This window comes from Hymenobacter edaphi (genome assembly GCF_003258365.1).
Lineage (GTDB): Bacteria > Bacteroidota > Bacteroidia > Cytophagales > Hymenobacteraceae > Solirubrum > Solirubrum edaphi.
Genome location: NZ_QHKM01000016.1, coordinates 1 through 15,520 on the forward strand (window position 1 = coordinate 1; position 15,520 = coordinate 15,520).

Annotated in this window: 15 protein-coding genes; 7 read left to right on the forward strand and 8 right to left on the reverse strand. The window is 64.1% G+C overall.

Features of this window, described 5'->3' with window-relative positions:
* Window positions 1-579: 579 nt before the first annotated feature.
* Entirely contained in the window at window positions 580-1,050 is a 471-nt protein-coding gene (locus DLM85_RS24170; RefSeq protein WP_111480764.1) for a hypothetical protein, read from the reverse strand.
* Window positions 1,051-1,295: 245 nt separating this feature from the next.
* Here DLM85_RS24170 and aspS point away from each other — a divergent pair, with 245 nt between their 5' ends.
* The 3 genes from aspS to DLM85_RS24180 are packed head-to-tail and all read left to right on the forward strand — an operon-like array spanning window position 1,296 to window position 3,958.
* Entirely contained in the window at window positions 1,296-3,056 is a 1,761-nt protein-coding gene (aspS, locus tag DLM85_RS24175; protein WP_111480765.1) for an aspartate--tRNA ligase, read from the forward strand.
* 6 nt (window positions 3,057-3,062) lie between these two features.
* Window positions 3,063-3,512 carry a hypothetical protein gene (locus DLM85_RS25245; protein WP_133257261.1) on the forward strand — a complete coding sequence of 150 codons (450 nt, stop codon included), beginning with the start codon at window positions 3,063-3,065 and terminating at the stop codon, window positions 3,510-3,512.
* 56 nt (window positions 3,513-3,568) lie between these two features.
* A complete protein-coding gene (locus tag DLM85_RS24180; protein WP_111480766.1) occupies window positions 3,569-3,958 on the forward strand; it encodes a hypothetical protein in 390 nt (129 codons plus the stop codon).
* Between the two features lie 16 nt (window positions 3,959-3,974).
* On the opposite strand, the gene DLM85_RS24185 is transcribed toward DLM85_RS24180, so the two are convergent.
* Window positions 3,975-4,949, reverse strand: coding sequence for a phytanoyl-CoA dioxygenase family protein (locus DLM85_RS24185; RefSeq protein WP_207891094.1), 975 nt, complete (start codon window positions 4,947-4,949; stop codon window positions 3,975-3,977).
* A gap of 261 nt (window positions 4,950-5,210) precedes the next feature.
* Between DLM85_RS24185 and DLM85_RS24190 the strand changes: the two genes are divergently transcribed.
* Window positions 5,211-6,110 (forward strand): urease accessory protein UreD, encoded by a 900-nt coding sequence (locus tag DLM85_RS24190; protein ID WP_111480767.1) that lies wholly within the window; start codon window positions 5,211-5,213, stop codon window positions 6,108-6,110.
* A gap of 269 nt (window positions 6,111-6,379) precedes the next feature.
* Here DLM85_RS24190 and ureG read toward each other — a convergent pair whose 3' ends face one another.
* The 6 genes from ureG to DLM85_RS24220 form a co-directional block, all read right to left on the reverse strand.
* Window positions 6,380-7,132, reverse strand: a complete 753-nt coding sequence (gene ureG, locus DLM85_RS24195; RefSeq protein WP_111480768.1) for an urease accessory protein UreG — start codon at window positions 7,130-7,132, stop codon at window positions 6,380-6,382.
* Window positions 7,133-7,234: 102 nt separating this feature from the next.
* Window positions 7,235-7,906: an urease accessory protein UreF gene (locus DLM85_RS24200; protein ID WP_111480769.1), complete on the reverse strand. Its 672-nt coding sequence runs from the start codon at window positions 7,904-7,906 to the stop codon at window positions 7,235-7,237.
* Window positions 7,907-8,028: 122 nt separating this feature from the next.
* Window positions 8,029-9,744, reverse strand: a complete 1,716-nt coding sequence (gene ureC, locus DLM85_RS24205) for an urease subunit alpha (protein ID WP_111480770.1) — start codon at window positions 9,742-9,744, stop codon at window positions 8,029-8,031.
* Window positions 9,745-9,747: 3 nt separating this feature from the next.
* Window positions 9,748-10,245 (reverse strand): hypothetical protein, encoded by a 498-nt coding sequence (locus DLM85_RS25250; RefSeq protein ID WP_133257262.1) that lies wholly within the window; start codon window positions 10,243-10,245, stop codon window positions 9,748-9,750.
* Between the two features lie 28 nt (window positions 10,246-10,273).
* Entirely contained in the window at window positions 10,274-11,011 is a 738-nt protein-coding gene (locus tag DLM85_RS24215; protein ID WP_111480772.1) for an urease subunit beta, read from the reverse strand.
* 101 nt (window positions 11,012-11,112) lie between these two features.
* Window positions 11,113-11,724 carry an urease accessory protein gene (locus tag DLM85_RS24220; protein WP_133257263.1) on the reverse strand — a complete coding sequence of 204 codons (612 nt, stop codon included), beginning with the start codon at window positions 11,722-11,724 and terminating at the stop codon, window positions 11,113-11,115.
* A 200-nt stretch (window positions 11,725-11,924) separates the two neighbouring features.
* Here DLM85_RS24220 and DLM85_RS24225 point away from each other — a divergent pair, with 200 nt between their 5' ends.
* From DLM85_RS24225 to DLM85_RS24235, 3 genes are all read left to right on the forward strand, one after another.
* The gene (locus DLM85_RS24225) at window positions 11,925-12,119 is read left to right on the forward strand and encodes an ArsR family transcriptional regulator (RefSeq protein WP_111480797.1); all 195 of its coding nucleotides are present in this window, start codon (window positions 11,925-11,927) and stop codon (window positions 12,117-12,119) included.
* The gene (locus tag DLM85_RS24230) at window positions 12,095-12,298 is read left to right on the forward strand and encodes an SdpI family protein (RefSeq protein WP_133257264.1); all 204 of its coding nucleotides are present in this window, start codon (window positions 12,095-12,097) and stop codon (window positions 12,296-12,298) included. The genes DLM85_RS24225 and DLM85_RS24230 overlap by 25 nt, the downstream gene beginning before the upstream one ends.
* 134 nt (window positions 12,299-12,432) lie before the next feature.
* A complete protein-coding gene (locus DLM85_RS24235; protein ID WP_111480775.1) occupies window positions 12,433-15,501 on the forward strand; it encodes a sensor histidine kinase in 3,069 nt (1,022 codons plus the stop codon).
* Window positions 15,502-15,520: the final 19 nt, after the last annotated feature.

Below are 15,520 nucleotides of genomic sequence, written 5' to 3' on the forward strand. Positions count from 1 at the left end.
CGCCCGTATCGGCCGCCTCGTGCGCAAATCCCTCTCCTTCTCCCGCTCTCTGAAGCTGCTCGACGCTTGCATCCACCTGTTCCTACACGACTACAACGCCACGCGACACCCTCGTTGAGCCACTACCATATTTTTTACCTTGATTCTTATTCTCTACGGTCGCTGGTGCCGCTGCAAACGCTGTATTATTTTGTTCCATCAATGACGGTTTATCAAGGCTATTGGAAGTTGAAGTGCAGGCGGGCGTGAAGAGCGAAGAATTAGATTGCTCGACGGGCCTGCAGAACTGTAGTTGGAGTTGATTGCGAAGCGGTGCTGCATTGCAAACCTGAGCGGACAACGGCGTCGCTGTCGAAAAGGCATAATGGTTCAGCTGGCAAAAATACCGGGATTTGTTCAGAGTTCTAGGTCAGGATGCGTTGGGCACGCGTGGGCCGCAGAAAATGCCGTCGGACTTCCGCTCAGCGCGGGTGGCGGCAGGCGCGGTGCGCCCATAAAAATACCGCGCCGCACCTGATAAGCCAGGCGGCGCGGTAACAATCAAGGCTAGGGATAGAACCAGGCCACGGCCGGATACTACTAAAACAGTCCCTTCTTTTTCTTCGTGCTCGACACCGGCGTCGACGGGTACTTGATGTTCACCTTCTTCCAGTACAGGTAGTTGTCGATTTTGGCTTCCACCAGGTAGGTGCCGGCCGGGATGTGGCCCAGATCGACGGGGGCGCCGGTGTGGGTGGCCGGGTCGAGGGCCTGCTGATATACCACGGCCTTCTTGTAGTTGGTCATGGTGAGTGTGCCGGGCTTGGTAAACTGCTGGGTGAAGCTCAGCAGCACGGCGTTGGAGTTGGGCTTGGGAAACACGTCGATGCCCGACAGCGTTTCCACGCGCTTGATGCCGCCGTCGAGCACCAGCGGCTCGGCCTCCGACTTGGACTTGATCTGGGTGCCGGTCGTTTCCGACTTGGTTTTGGTCTTGACCTTGGTCTGGGCCTGCGCGGCCGAAACGGTGAGCAGGGCGGTAGCAGCGAGCAGGTAAACGGAGCGTTTCATGGGGCGAAAGAGTTTCCGCAAGAAAGCGGACAAACGATGAAATGACAGGTGAAGGAGCCAAGCAGGCGGCTGAGCGGCCCGTTGCACATTCCGGGCCAAATTGCACAACGCGCCTTGTACGTGCCAATCGGGCGCGCGGCTTGCCTATCTTTGCCGGCTCCGAAATTGATTGTGCGGCTGCTTCCAAGTGGCCCGAACGACCCCGGCTGCCGCCTGCCCCGCGGCGCGGGCTTACCCTGCGAATTATGCTCCGAACCCACACCTGCGGCGACTTGCGCCAGGAACATGTTGGTCAAACCGTTACGCTCAGCGGCTGGGTGCAGCGCACCCGCGACAAGGGCGCCCTGCTCTACCTCGACCTGCGCGACCGGTACGGCATCACCCAGGTGGTGTTCGAGCAGGGCGTGGAAGCCGAGCAGCTGCGCGAGCAGGCCCGCGAGCTGGGCCGCGAATTTGTGGTGAGCGTGACGGGCCGCGTGGCCGAGCGCTACAGCAAAAACGCCAACCTGCCCACCGGCGACGTCGAAATCCGCCCCGATACCCTGACGGTGCTCAACCCGGCCAAGCTGCCGCCCTTCCTGATCGAAGACGAGACGGACGGTGGCGACGAGGCCCGCATGAAGTACCGCTACCTCGATTTGCGCCGCAACCCGGTGCGCCGCAACCTGGAGCTGCGCCACCGCCTCGCGCAGTCGGTGCGCCGCTACCTCGACGGGCAGGGCTTCCTGGAGGTGGAGACGCCCGTGCTCATCAAGAGCACCCCGGAAGGCGCCCGCGACTTCGTGGTGCCCTCGCGCATGAACCCCGGGCAGTTCTACGCCCTGCCCCAGTCGCCGCAGACGTTCAAGCAGCTGCTGATGGTGTCGGGCTTCGACCGCTACTTCCAGATCGTGAAGTGCTTCCGCGACGAGGACCTGCGCGCCGACCGCCAGCCCGAATTCACCCAGATCGACTGCGAAATGGCCTTCGTGGAGCAGGAAGACATCCTGCAGACCTTCGAGGGCCTCACGCGCCAGCTGTTCATCGAGGTGAAGGGCTTCGATCCGGGCGAGTTTCCGCGCATGACCTACGCCGACGCCATGCGCCGCTACGGCTCCGACAAGCCCGACACGCGCTTTGCCATGGAGTTTGTGGAGCTGAACGAGGTGGCCAAAGGCCAGGGCTTCCCGGTGTTCGACAACGCCGAGCTGGTGGTGGGCATCAACGCCAACACCTGCGCCAGCTTCACCCGCAAGCAGCTCGACGAGCTGACCGACTTCGTGAAGCGGCCGCAGGTGGGCGCCACCGGGCTGGTGTACGCCCGCGTGGAGCCCGACGGCACCGTAAAGTCGTCGGTGGACAAGTTCTATAGCCAAGAAGTGCTGCAGCAGTGGAAGGAAGCTTTCGGCGCCCAGTCGGGTGACTTGCTGCTCATCCTGGCCGGCCCGGCCGACAAAACCCGCAAGGCCCTCAACGAGCTGCGCCTGGAAATGGGCCAGCGCCTCGGGCTGCGCAACAAGGAGGACTTCCGCCCGCTGTGGGTGCTCGATTTCCCGCTGCTGGAATACAACGAAGAGGACGGCCGCTACTACGCCATGCACCACCCCTTCACCTCGCCCAAGCCCGAGGACGTGCCCCTGCTCGACACCAAGCCCGGCGAGGTGCGCGCCAACGCCTACGACCTGGTGATTAACGGCACTGAAATCGGCGGCGGCTCCATCCGTATTCATGACCGCGGCGTGCAGGCGCGCATGTTCGAGCTGCTGGGCTTCTCGCCCGAGGAGGCCGAGGCGCAGTTTGGCTTCTTGCTCAACGCCTTTGAGTACGGCGCCCCGCCCCACGGCGGCATTGCCTTCGGCTTCGACCGCCTCTGCTCCATGTTCGGCGGCGCCGACTCGATCCGCGACTTCATTGCCTTCCCCAAAAACAACTCCGGCCGCGACGTGATGATTGACTCGCCCTCGGAAATTTCGGCCGCCCAGCTCAAGGAGCTGAGCATCGATACCAAGGTGGAAACGGGGAAGTAGCAGAAGGTGAGTCAAAAGAAGGGCAAAGCCCAAGCCTTCGAGCACGAAATTTACTATTCGCAGAGTAGCATCGCCGCCGATGGATTCTGGGTTTTGATTTTCCTTGGGCTTGGCATCTTTACAGCCGTAATGGGGAATTACTGGGGAGCTTTATTTCTTGGCGGTGCGGCGCTTTTCATATCAGTTCGCGCTGTGAGAAGGGCACGTGTCAACGGCCCAGTAATAAAATTCGGCCGTTCCGGAATATGGACCGCTCAACTGGGTTTCAAAACCTGGCATCAGGTTGTGGCAGTTATGCAAACTCATACCAGTACCCGTGGTGCCACCTCTTTGCACCTGAGTATCGCACAACGTGGCAGCAACACCCAGATTGAATTGCAGAGCATTCCGGCTAACGATCTGGCGGTGGATGTTCGAACATTACGGGTGTGGCTGAAGAAGTACACCGTTGGCTAATCCAAACGACAAGCGGTGCCTGATACATCAGGTGCCGCTTGTCGTATTTTCACGTTATGCGTCCAGATTTAGAAGAAGCATTCATCCGCAAGTTTATTGTCAAAAACAGGCGACCTAGCTATCTGTATTTCCTAGAGAGAGGGAAAAGCAATGGGCACATCGCTTCTATGCTTCAGCACGGGCAGCATCTTGATCATAGCTTGTTTCGGGAGCTGCGGACCCATCCTGATAAGAGCAAGGCTGAGGTGGTGCGCAAAGCGCTTGATCTGAAGCTAAAGTCAGGGTATATCATTTCATTTGATGATAGGATAAATGGTCTGGAGCTTCCCACCGAGCAGGCAATAGATACTGTGGTCGGCCAAGAATCTACGCTGCTGATTCTGGGCAGTAACCAACTGGTGTATCTCGAAACAGAGCATCCAAGCCCTGGATACCTGAGTCTGTAATAAGCCAGCGCGTTTATCACAGCCACGCCAGATTCTCCTTGAACTCCACCGGGTACATGTTCAGGTACTGCACGATGCGCGGGTAGCGGCCGCGGTTGGGGCTGCTGCCGTGGGGCAGGGCGTGGTGCCAGATGACGAAGTCGCCGGCTTCGGCGGCAATGGGCACGGCCTGCGCGTCCAGGTTCACCTGGCGCGGGTCGGTGCCGGGCGGCAGGCTGGCCAGCCACGCGGGCAGGGTGCGGTGAAAGCCGGGCACGCAGCAAAAGGCGCCCTGCTCGGCTGGCGTGTCGCAGAGGTAGAGCAGGCCCTGGGTGCCGAAGCGGAAGGGCGGTTCCAGGCTCATGTCCCAGTGCAGACGCGGGCCCTGGAAAGGAAGCTTGGGCGTTTCGGGCGGGTTGAAGCTGGTGCGGTCGGTGGTCATCCAGAGGTCGGCCGTTTGCCAGAGCTGGGCAAAGGCCTTGTGGATGCGCGCCGACTGCCGGTTGGCCCGCAGCGTGGGGTGATGGTAGAACTCCATCATGATGCCCTTGCCGATGGGTTTCTGGTACCAGGTGGCCGGGGCCTCTGGCTTCATGCCCAGGGCTTCCCACACGGCCTGTTCCGTGGCCCGGGCCTGCTCTTTCGGAATGGCCCCGCGCAGAATCACGTAGCCGTGCTCGTCCCAGAACGCCAGGTCCTCCGCGCTGAGTACGTCCGGCGCCTGCTCCACCGCCCGCAGGTGTTGCTGCAGTTCGCCGGGGTAGGGCCGGCCGGAAAACAGGCTGTTGAGGCGCGCCACCTGCAACGGGTCCAACTGCCCGTCGTGCTTGCTGAGCACCCAGCGTTCAAACTCCGCAAAGCTGGGGGCGAAATTGCCCAGATACTGCAGGGTTTCTTCGAGCGGCAGCCCCAGTCCGTTCAGCAACAGGTTGTCGAGGCGCCAGTCTTTTGCCGTTGGTTCGATAAACGTGCCGTTGCGCGCGGCCAGCGTCTGCGACCAGAAACGCTTCAAATGTTGAACTCCCAACTCCCCGGTTTCCTCTAAGCTGGCCAGCTGATGCGGCATAATCATTCGCGTTTAAAGACTCTGGTAATTCCCGGGACCAATGCGCGGGGATGGTAGCGGCAAGGTAAAGGGAAGCTACCCATTGCGGCAATCAAAATCAGCGCGGCCGACCAGGACGCCGCGAAAACCGGCTTGTGCTGTCGGCGCCTGCCGGGGTGCGGGCCCAATAGCGCGGAACTACCCTAGAAAGCCGGATATTAGCGCCGAATGACAACGCCGTTACCCGACCATCTGGCCGCGCTTCCGGCGGCACCTGCGCGCGAAAATTGGAGCGAAATCGACGTGGCGTTGGTGCGCGGCCACTCGCGCCTCGTCGGCAGCCGCAGCGTGCAGCCCCTGAAGCTGCTGAACCCGCGCTCCAATGCGGCGGCCTGCCACGTGGTGCTGTCCAGCTACGGCGGCGGTCTGCTGGCCGGCGACGTGATTCGGCTGCGGGTGCGGGCCCGGGCGGGGACGCAGCTGTTTCTCGGCTCCCAGGCCAGCACCAAGGTCTACCGCTCGGGCGGCGGGGCCGTGGCCGAGCAGCTCACCGAGGGCGAAGTGGAAGCCGGGGCCGCGGCCGTGGTATTCCCCGACCCGGTGGTGCCGCAGGCGGGCAGCCGCTACCGGCAGGTGCAGCACTGGCAGGTGCAGCCCGGCGCCCTGCTGCTGCTGGCCGACTGGTTTAGCGCCGGCCGCACCGATGCCGGGGAGCAATTTGCCTTCGATGCGTACCACGCCGAGCTGCGCGTGCGCCGGGCTGGCCACCTGCGCGTGCTCGACCGGTTCAGCTTCGAGCCGGCCGCGCACATTGCCGCCTCGCCGGCCAACTTTCAGCAGTACCAAACCACGCTGTCGGTGTACTTGGTGGGCACGCCCGGCGAGGAGCGGTTTGAGCGCCTGGGGGCCGCATTGCTGGCGCTGCAGATGCCCGGCCGCCGCGAGCTGCACTTCCACCTGCCCGCGCACGCCTGCGCGCTGACGGTGGTGCCGGCCCGCGAAGACGTGTACGTGCTGCGCGCCGCCGCCCGCCGCCGCCTCGATCTGCAGCCGCTGCTGGCGGCGCTGATGCAGCTCGTCGCCGCCGAGGACGTGCTGGGCTACAATCCGTGGGAACGGAAGTACTAAGCGGCTGTGGCACCGGCCGTCATTGCGAGAAAGAATGACAGTCAGCGCCTTAAGCGGCGCCAATCTTTCCTCCAGTAGCGCCGCCGTTACAACTGGCCAAAGCCCAGAAAGCACTGCCCGAATCTGCAGACGCGAGGTTGCGGGCGGTGCTGCTTGTAGCGTTGTGCCGCGAGCGGCCTGATTGGCTATGCCTTCCGGTGGTTGCCGCGCTTGACGATGTCGACCTTCGGTTCGTGCGCAATGACGATGGGGGCCACCGTCGCATGAGGTTACCGCCGGTCTTCGCGCACCGAGGCCAGGGCGCGGGCTTTGGCTTGGTGAATGTGCGCGATGATGACGTCGAGGTTGTGGCCATCGAGGGCGCGGGCGAAGACGAACGGGCCCTCCCCGCGCATCTTGCGGGCGTCGCGCTCCATCACCGCGAGGTCGGCGCGCACCAGCTCGGCCAGGTCGATTTTGTTGATGACCAGCAAATCCGACTGCGTGATGCCCGGCCCGCCCTTGCGCGGCACCTTGTCGCCGCCCGACACGTCGATGACGTAGATGGAGTAGTCGACCAACTCGCGGCTGAAGTGGGCCGCCAGGTTGTCGCCGCCGCTTTCCACGAACAGGTAATCCAGCTGGCCGAAGCGTTGCATGAGGCCCTCCAGCGCGTTCATGTTCAGCGAAATGTCCTCGCGGATGGCCGCGTGGGGGCAGCCGCCGGTTTCCACCCCCACGATGCGCTCGGGCGGCAAGGCGTTGTGGCGGGTCAGAAACTCGGCGTCCTCGCGGGTGAAGATGTCGTTGGTGACCACGCCCAGCTCGAACCCGTCGCGCAGCTGCTCGCACAGGGCCTTGAGCAGGGCCGTCTTGCCGGTGCCCACCGGCCCGCCGATGCCCACCGTGAAAGCGCGCTTGCGGAAGTTGCGGTAGGAGGGCAGCTGGCGGGTGTCGCGCGCGTTGAAGTCGCCCGGCGACTCGTAGTACTCGTGCGGGTTGTGGCCGTGGAGCAGCAGGGCAAGTTTGTCGACGAAGGCCATAAGGGAGAGGTGAGAGGATGAGACATGAGAAGTGAGACAGGCTTCAGTAACGACCCCTTAAACAAGTCGTCCGTCTCACTTCTCATGTCTCATTGTCCCATACTAGTTTTGAAACAGCTTGGAGTAAATGTCGTCGTGGAGGGTCTGGGCGGTGTCGAGCAGGAAGGCCGAGCGCGTGGCCTGCTGGTAGCCGCGGCCGGCGTGCTGAGTCAGCAGCTCGTCGAACACCGCGTAGAAGTCGTGCTGCAGGCGGTGGCCCTCCATCGGGCCGATGACGCCCAGGCGGATGGCCGCGCTGATCTGGTCGCGCAGGGCCATGTGCAGGTACATCGTCTGGATATCGGGGGCGGCGCAGCCCAGGCGCGTGAGGGCCAGGCCGAAGGCCGGGACGAAGTGCAGCGGCCGCCCGGCGTGTTCGTGCCAGGCGGTGAGCTCGGCCAGGTGGGCGTCGGGGTAAAACGATTCGAGCAGCCGCAGCCAGTTTTTGGCCTGCACCAGGCTGGCGCGGTGCAGCGCGGGCACCAGCAGCAAGGCGTCGTACTCTTCGGCCACGGCCAGCAGGCCCGCATCGAGGCTGGCGTGGTGGCAGCAGCTGAGCAGAAACGGCAGCTCCAGGCTGGCCGCCTGCTGCAGAAAGGAGTAGAGGTAGTTGCGCAGCTCAAACCCCGTGCGCACCAGCCCGAACGCGACGCTGCTCTCCAGCCCGTACGAGTACGCGAAGGCGCCCGTCGGAATGGCGGAATCCGTGAGGTGCAGCAGGCGGGCGAAGTGCATGTGGGTAGAAGTGAGGCTATAAGACACGAGAAGTGGGACGAGCGTCAGCAACGGCACCGCTCAACGAAACCGTTGCTGACGCTCGTCCCACTTCTCATGTCTCACAATCCCATGTCTCGGTTCTAAAACAAATTATACAGCTGGGCCAGCGGCAATTTGGTGGCCGGCTCGCAGGTCAGGTGCACGCCGTCGACGGTGACGCGGTAGGTTTCCGGGTCCACCTCGATGTTGGGCAGGTAGTCGTTCAGGGCCATGTCGCGCTTCTGCACGCTTCGGCAGCCCTTCACCGCCACCACCCGCTTGCGCAGCCCGTACTGCTGCCGCACGTGCGCCACCGAGGCCTGCGACACGAACACCACCGATGTCGGCCCGAGGGCCGCGCCGAAGGAGCCGAACATGGGCCGCGAAAACGAGGGCTGGGGCGTGGGAATGGAGGCGTTGGCGTCGCCCATCTGGCTTTGCACGATGATGCCGCCTTTGACGACCATTTCGGGCCGGGCACCGAAAAAAGCCGATTTCCAGAGCACCAGATCGGCCAGCTTGCCCACTTCCACCGAGCCGATTTCGTCGCTGAAGCCGTGGGCGCGGGCGGGGTTGATGGTGTACTTGGCCACGTAGCGCCGGGCGCGGAAGTTGTCGTGCCCGCGGCCGTCGTCCTCGGGCAGCGGCCCGCGCTGCTGGCGCATCTTGTGGGCCGTCTGCCAGGTGCGCGTAATGACTTCGCCCACCCGGCCCATGGCCTGCGAGTCGGACGAAATGATGCTCAGCGCGCCCATGTCGTGCAGAATGTCCTCGGCGGCAATGGTTTCGCCCCGGATGCGGCTTTCGGCGAAGGCCACGTCTTCGGGAATGTTGCGGTCGAGGTGGTGGCAGACCATGAGCATGTCCAGGTGCTCGTCGATGGTATTCACCGTGAAGGGCCGCGTGGGGTTGGTGCTCGACGGAATGACGTTCGGCTCTCCGCAGATTTTGATGATGTCCGGCGCGTGGCCGCCGCCCGCGCCCTCGGTGTGGTAGCTGTGGATGGTGCGCCCCTTGAACGCCGCCGTCGAGGTTTCCACGAAGCCGCTTTCGTTGAGCGTATCGGTGTGGATGCACACCTGCACGTCGTATTCTTCGGCAATGGTCAGGCACTGGTCGATGGCCGCCGGGGTGGTGCCCCAGTCCTCGTGCAGCTTGAAGCCCAGGGCGCCAGCCTCCACCTGCTCGCGCAGGCCCTCGGGCCGGGACGAGTTGCCCTTGCCCAGGAAGCCGAAGTTGAGCGGCCAGGCCTCGGTGGCCTTGAGCATCATCTCGATGTAAAACGCGCCGGGCGTGCAGGTGGTAGCGGTGGTGCCGGCCGCCGGACCGGTGCCACCGCCCACCATCGTCGTCACGCCCGAGGCCAGGGCTTCGGGTATCTGCTGGGGGCTAATGAAGTGGATGTGGCAGTCGATGCCGCCGGCGGTGAGGATGAGCCCCTCGCCGGCAATGACTTCCGTCGTCACACCCACCGTCATGCCCTCGGTCACGCCCGGCATGATGTGGGGGTTGCCGGCCTTGCCGATGCCCGAAATGCGCCCGTTTTTCACTCCGATGTCGGCCTTGTAGATGCCGGTGTAGTCGAGCACCAGGGCGTTGGTGATGACCAGGTCCAGCGCCTCGGCCTGGCTGATGCCGGCGGCCTGGCCCATCCCGTCGCGCAGCACCTTGCCGCCGCCGAACTTGCATTCCTCGCCGTACACGCAGTAGTCCTGCTCGACTTCAATCACGAGGTCGGTGTCGCCGAGGCGCACCCGGTCGCCCACCGTGGGGCCGTACATATCGGCGTAGGCGCGCCGGGCTAGGGAGAGGGACATAGGCTATTTCGACAGAAAAAGGGCCGGCGAACTGTAAAAGGCTTGAATGGTGGTCAGCAAGGGCTCCAATGGCTTTTGCTGAACTAGGCAGTTGTAGAACTGATTGTTCACCGAGTAAGGCAGCACTTGTCCATCAACAATCTTGAGCAGGTACGGAAAGCCTTTTCGCTCTTTGATACTGTGCAGCATGCGAGAAATAAATGCTTTATCGGCACTGGCGTTGACCGCACTACCTTCCACAAACACGACGCGTACTGCCGAATCAAGCAGTGGCACTACCTCGTCTTGCGCGAAGGCAACACTGCTTTTGCGGTTGTTGTAACAGAAGAATTTCGCTCCGTTGGCTTCCAGTAAAAAACGTTGGTATTGCCGCTGAAACTGTCGCTCTTCCAGATAATTATAAGCCAGTATAAAAGGAATAAAGGGAAGCGCCAGCAATAGAAAGCCACCAACCGCCAAAACGCCTAGGATAGTTGCTAGTGAATTTTTTAATCTTTCCATACTGGTGTAACAAAGGCGTCCAGCCGATTTAATGAGGTAGCTTAGAAAGTGTAGCCTCCTTTGACCTAGCATCATCCAGCGCCCCATTAATCCACCCATTCCCCCCATACACCACCCGCTCCCCGGCCAGCGCCACCAGCGTCACGCGCTTCCGTTCGCCCGGCTCGAAGCGCACGGCCGTGCCCGCCGGGATGTTGAGCCGGTAGCCGTAAGCGGCGGCGCGGTCGAACTCCAGCCGGGCGTTGGTTTCGAAGAACGGGTAGTGCGAGCCAACCTGCACCGGCCGGTCGCCCATATTCGTTACTTCGATTTCCACCGTCTCGCGGCCCGCATTCAAGGTCAGCGGCGCCTCGGCCAGCAGGTACTCGCCCGGCACCTCGTTGATGAGCGTATCGGGTGAAGCCGTTGCGGGGCGGCGCGTCAGGCCGGAGCCGTAGAGGGCCAGTTCGGCCGAGCCGGTTTCGCGGCAGATGGGCTCGTGCACCGTCACCAGCTTGGTGCCGTCGGGGAAGTTGCCCTCCACCTGCACCTCGGGTAGCAGCGCGGCCACGCCATCCAGCACGTCCTGCAGCCCCAGAATCTGCTTGCCCTTGTCCATCAGCGTCGCCACCGATTCCCCGTCGCGGATGAATTCCAGCAGCTGCGTGGCCAGCAGGGCCACGGCTTCGGGGTAGTTCAGGCGCAGGCCGCGGGCGTAGCGCTTCTGGGCCACCACGCCGGCCTGGTGCAGCACCAGCTTGTCAAGGTCTTTGGGCGAGAGGTGCATCAGGTAAATGGTTAAATGGCTGGGTGGGCTGACGGTGCGGAAAGGGAAAGGCAGGGGGAGGGGCAGACAACTGCATGGTCGACAACCAACCATTTAACGGTTCAGCCATTTGACCATAAGTGCTCATACACCATCCAGCCGCCGTAGCCGATGCTGAGGAGCGACGACACGGCCACGACCGAGCCGGTAAGGGCGCGGCTCAGGCGCATGCGCCGGGTGAAGGGAATGTGCATCAGCCCGGCCGCCCCGAACATGCCCACCACCGAGCCCAGCCCGAACACCAGGATGTAGGCCAACGCCAGCCAGGGGTTGCGCAGCTCGCCGAGCACCGCCAGCACCAGCACGCCGCTGCCGGCCAGCCCGTGCAGCAGCCCGATGGCGTAGGCCCAGGCGTGCGGGCTGCGCGCGGTGCGGGTGGGCACGAAGTTGGCGCGGTTGGTCAGCCGCCCCAGGCCCATGCCCACCAGCACCAGGCCCACCAGCACTTCGAAATAGCCGCCGGATAGCAGCGTGAGCTTGCCAAACAGGATGACGCTGCCCAGCACCACCAGCATGGTGGTGTGGCCCAGGCCCCAGTACAGGCCGTCCTTCACCGCCAGCAGCGTACTGTCGCGCCGGGCCACCAGTTGGCTGACGGCAATCAGGTGGTCGGGCTCGAAGGCGTGGCCCAGGCCCATGATGGCGGCGAATAAAAGGGGGAGAAGTGCGTGCATGCAGCCTTGGGACTGAAGGGGCAATATAAGCTTGGAATAGATAAAATCGATTTTGGGGCTATCAAAGACGGGGGGTATAAGCAGGAAAACAGGCAGAACGACAACCTTCGCCCCTTGTAGTAATGGGGGGTAAAGATTTAGGCGTAGATTTCTGCTCGCTGTGATAAGGATTCAGATGCCGGTCTAAATGCGCTGCGTTGTTGAACGCACTTTGCAAAGCCCTGAACGACCCGACCCGGCGCCCCATCCTGGCGCTTCTGCGCAAGCAGCCACTGAGTGTCAGTAATGTATATGACCACTTCGCCAAGTCAAGGCCTGGCATTTCGCACCAGCTCGCCCTGCTCCGGCCGGCCTGGTGTTGGCGGCGGGCATGGCGGCCTTCAGCGTGCTGGTAACCCACGCGGCCCAGGCCGGCCACATTGACAACCGCTGGGTGCTGCTGGGCAACTACCTGACTGCCATGTCGCCCAACTATTTCACCGGCATCCGCACGCCTTGGACGCTGGAAAACCCCATGGTGGGGCAGCGCACCCGCCGCGCCGCCGGGCTGCTTGGCTGGCGCCCGGCCCCCTGATGCTGGCGCCCCTGGGCGCGGCGGCGTAATCCTACGTGCTGTGGCGGCGCGGCGTACTGAAATGCCCGGCTAAGCTGCGGACGGAAAAATCATGTGATTGACAAGCTGCCTGCGGCGAGCTTACCTTGCACGGGATGAGTTCCGTACTGCGCCGGCAGCGCGCCTGGCTGCCCCTGCTTGTTGCCTTGCTGACCGGCTGGCTGGCCGTGCCCGCCCGGGCCCAGAACCTGACGTTCCGGACCCTGTCGTCGCAGGGCGGCCTGTCGGAAAACAGCGTGTCCTGCCTGACGCAGGACCGCGCCGGCTTTCTGTGGCTGGGCACCCAGGACGGGCTGAACCGCTACGACGGGGCCTCGTTTCGGGTGTTTCGCGGCGACCAGCACCGGCCCGGCACCCTGCTCAGCAACTTTATCCAGGACATTGCCGCCGACCCGCGCGGCGGCGTGTGGGTGGGCACCGGTGGCGGCGGCCTTTCCTACTACAATCCGCTCACGGAGTCCTTCGACAATTACGGCGAAGGCGACATTGCCGACGGTTTCGTGTGGTCTGTATTCTGCGACCGGCAGGGCCGGGTGTGGGCCGGCTCCGAAACGGCCCTGAATTTATTCGACCCCAAAACCAAGCGCGTGCGGCAGTTTCGGCACGTGCAGTCGGTGAGCGGCAACGTGCGCCGCAACTCCATCCGGGCCATCACCCAGACCTCCGACGGCCGCGTGTGGGTGGGCACCGGCGAGGGCCGCATCAGCGCCGTCGACCTGACGACGGGCACGCTGCAGCCCCTGGTCGACTGGGCGCCCGGCAGCGCCATCCGGGCCCTGGCTGCCACGCCCCGCGGCGGGCTGTGGGTGGCCGCCGCCGATGGTGGTGGGTTGTGCTTTATTGATCTGAAAACCAATCAGAAGACTCACTTTCGCCACGAGCCCAACCGCGTGGGCAGCCTGCCCAGCAACGAGCTGAACGCGGTACTGGTCGACCAGCAGGAGCGCGTGTGGGTGGGCACCACCCGCGGCCTGTGCCGCTACGATGCCGCCGCCAACTACTTCACCGTGTGGCAGCACCAGCCCAACCCGCGCAGCCTGCCCGCCGACAAAGTGGTGAGTTTGTTTCAGGACCGCTCGGGCCTGCTCTGGGCCGGCACCGACCAGGGCGTGGCCAGCTTTGAGCCCCGCCCGAATGCCTTTTCTCAGCCCATTCCGGCGCGCTTCACCGGGCCGGTGTGGGCCATAGCCCAGGACGCGGCCCAGCACCTCTGGGTGGGCTCGGAAACCAACGGCCTGCTGCGCCACGACCCCGTGACGGGCCGCGTGACCACCTACCGCGCCAACCCGGCCGATCCGCAGGCCCTGCCCGAAGACTTTATCCGGGCCGTGCTGCCCGACCGCGCCGGCCGCCTGTGGGTGGGCACCCGCAGCAAGGGCCTGGCCTACCTCGATCCGGCCACCGGCCGCTTCCGCCGCTTCCGCCACAACCCCACCGACCCCACCAGCCTCTCCGACGACAACGTGCGCTGCGTGTACGAAGACCGGCAGGGGCGCATCTGGGTGGGCACCGAGGGCGGGCTGAACCTGATTGACCCGGTGAGTGGCCGGTGCGCCGTGTACCGCCACAATCCCCACGACTCGCTCAGCCTCAGGAGCAACTACGTGCGCTGCGTGTACCAGGACCGCCGGGGCCGCCTCTGGGTGGGCGTGGGCGGGGGCGGCATCAGCCAGTTCGACTCGCGCACCGGCCACTGCCGCTCCTTCCGGGCCCGCCGCGACGACCCGCACAGCCTCGCCAACAACTACGTGCGCTGCATGCTCGAAGACGCGCAGGGGCGGCTGTGGCTGGGCACCGAGGGCGGCGGGCTGTCCTGCCTAATCGACGCCGAGCGGGGCCGCTTCGTGAACTACGGCGAGGCCGACGGGCTGCCCAACAACGTCATCTACGGCATGGCCCTCGACGCGCAACAGCACTTGTGGGCCGCCACCAACAAGGGCATTGCCCGCTTCACGCCGCGCACCCAGGAGTTTCGGACCTACGACACGCGCGACGGGCTGCCCCAGGACGAGCACAACGCCGGGGCCTACTGGCGCAGCCCCGACGGACGCCTCTTCTTCGGCGGCGGCAACGGCATCGTGGCCTTTCAGCCCGCGGCCGTGCGCTTCAACGCCGAGCCCCCGCCCGTGGTGCTGACGGGCTTCCGCAAGTTCAACCGCTGGGCCCCGCTCGACACCAGCATCACGGCCAGCCGGCAGCTCACCATCAGCCCCCGCGACAACTTTTTCTCCATCGAGTTTGCGGCCCTGAACTACCGGCTGTCCGACAAAAACCGCTTCGCCTACAAGCTGGAAAACTTCAACGACAAGTGGATCGACGCGGGCACGCAGCGGCAGGCCACCTATACCAACCTCGACCCGGGCACCTACGTGTTTCGGGTGCGGGCCGCGAACAACGACGGGGTGTGGAACAACGTGGGCGCCTCGCTGCGCCTGGTGGTGGAGCCGCCGTGGTACCAGACGTGGTGGTTCCGCATCCTGGCCAGCTGGCTGGTGTTCGGCCTGCTCTTTCTGGCCTACCGCGTGCGCGTGAGCCAGCTGCTGGCCCTGGAGCGCGTGCGCCACAACATTGCCCGCGACCTGCACGACGACATGGGCTCTACGCTCTCCTCCATCAGCATCCTGAGCCAGCTGGCCCGCACCCACCAGCAGCGCGGCAACGCGGAGCAGTCTTCGCAGCTGCTCGACCAGATCGGCGACTCCTCGCGCCGCATGCTCGACTCCATGGACGACATCGTGTGGGCCATCAACCCCGCGCACGACTCGATGGAGTCTGTCACCTCGCGCATGCGCAGCTTCGCTTCCGACGTGCTCGAAGCCCGTGGCATCGACTTCATCTTCAAGGTAGCGCCCGACGTGACCGAGCACCGCTTGCCCATGCGTGCCCGGCGGGAGTTTTTCCTGATGTTCAAGGAGGCCGTCAACAACCTGGCAAAGTACTCCCGGGCCGAATTTGCCCGCATCACCCTCGACTACGACAACCGCAGCCTGGTGCTGCGCGTGGAGGACGACGGCGTGGGCTTCGACCCGAAAGCCCCGGCCCAGGGCGGCGGCAACGGCATGACCAACATGCGCAGCCGCGCCGCCGCCATCAAAGCTCAGCTCACCATCGACACCGCGCCCGGCCAGGGCACCCGGCTGGAGCTGCGTGTGCCGCTGAAGTAGCGGGTGTGTCATGTCGAGC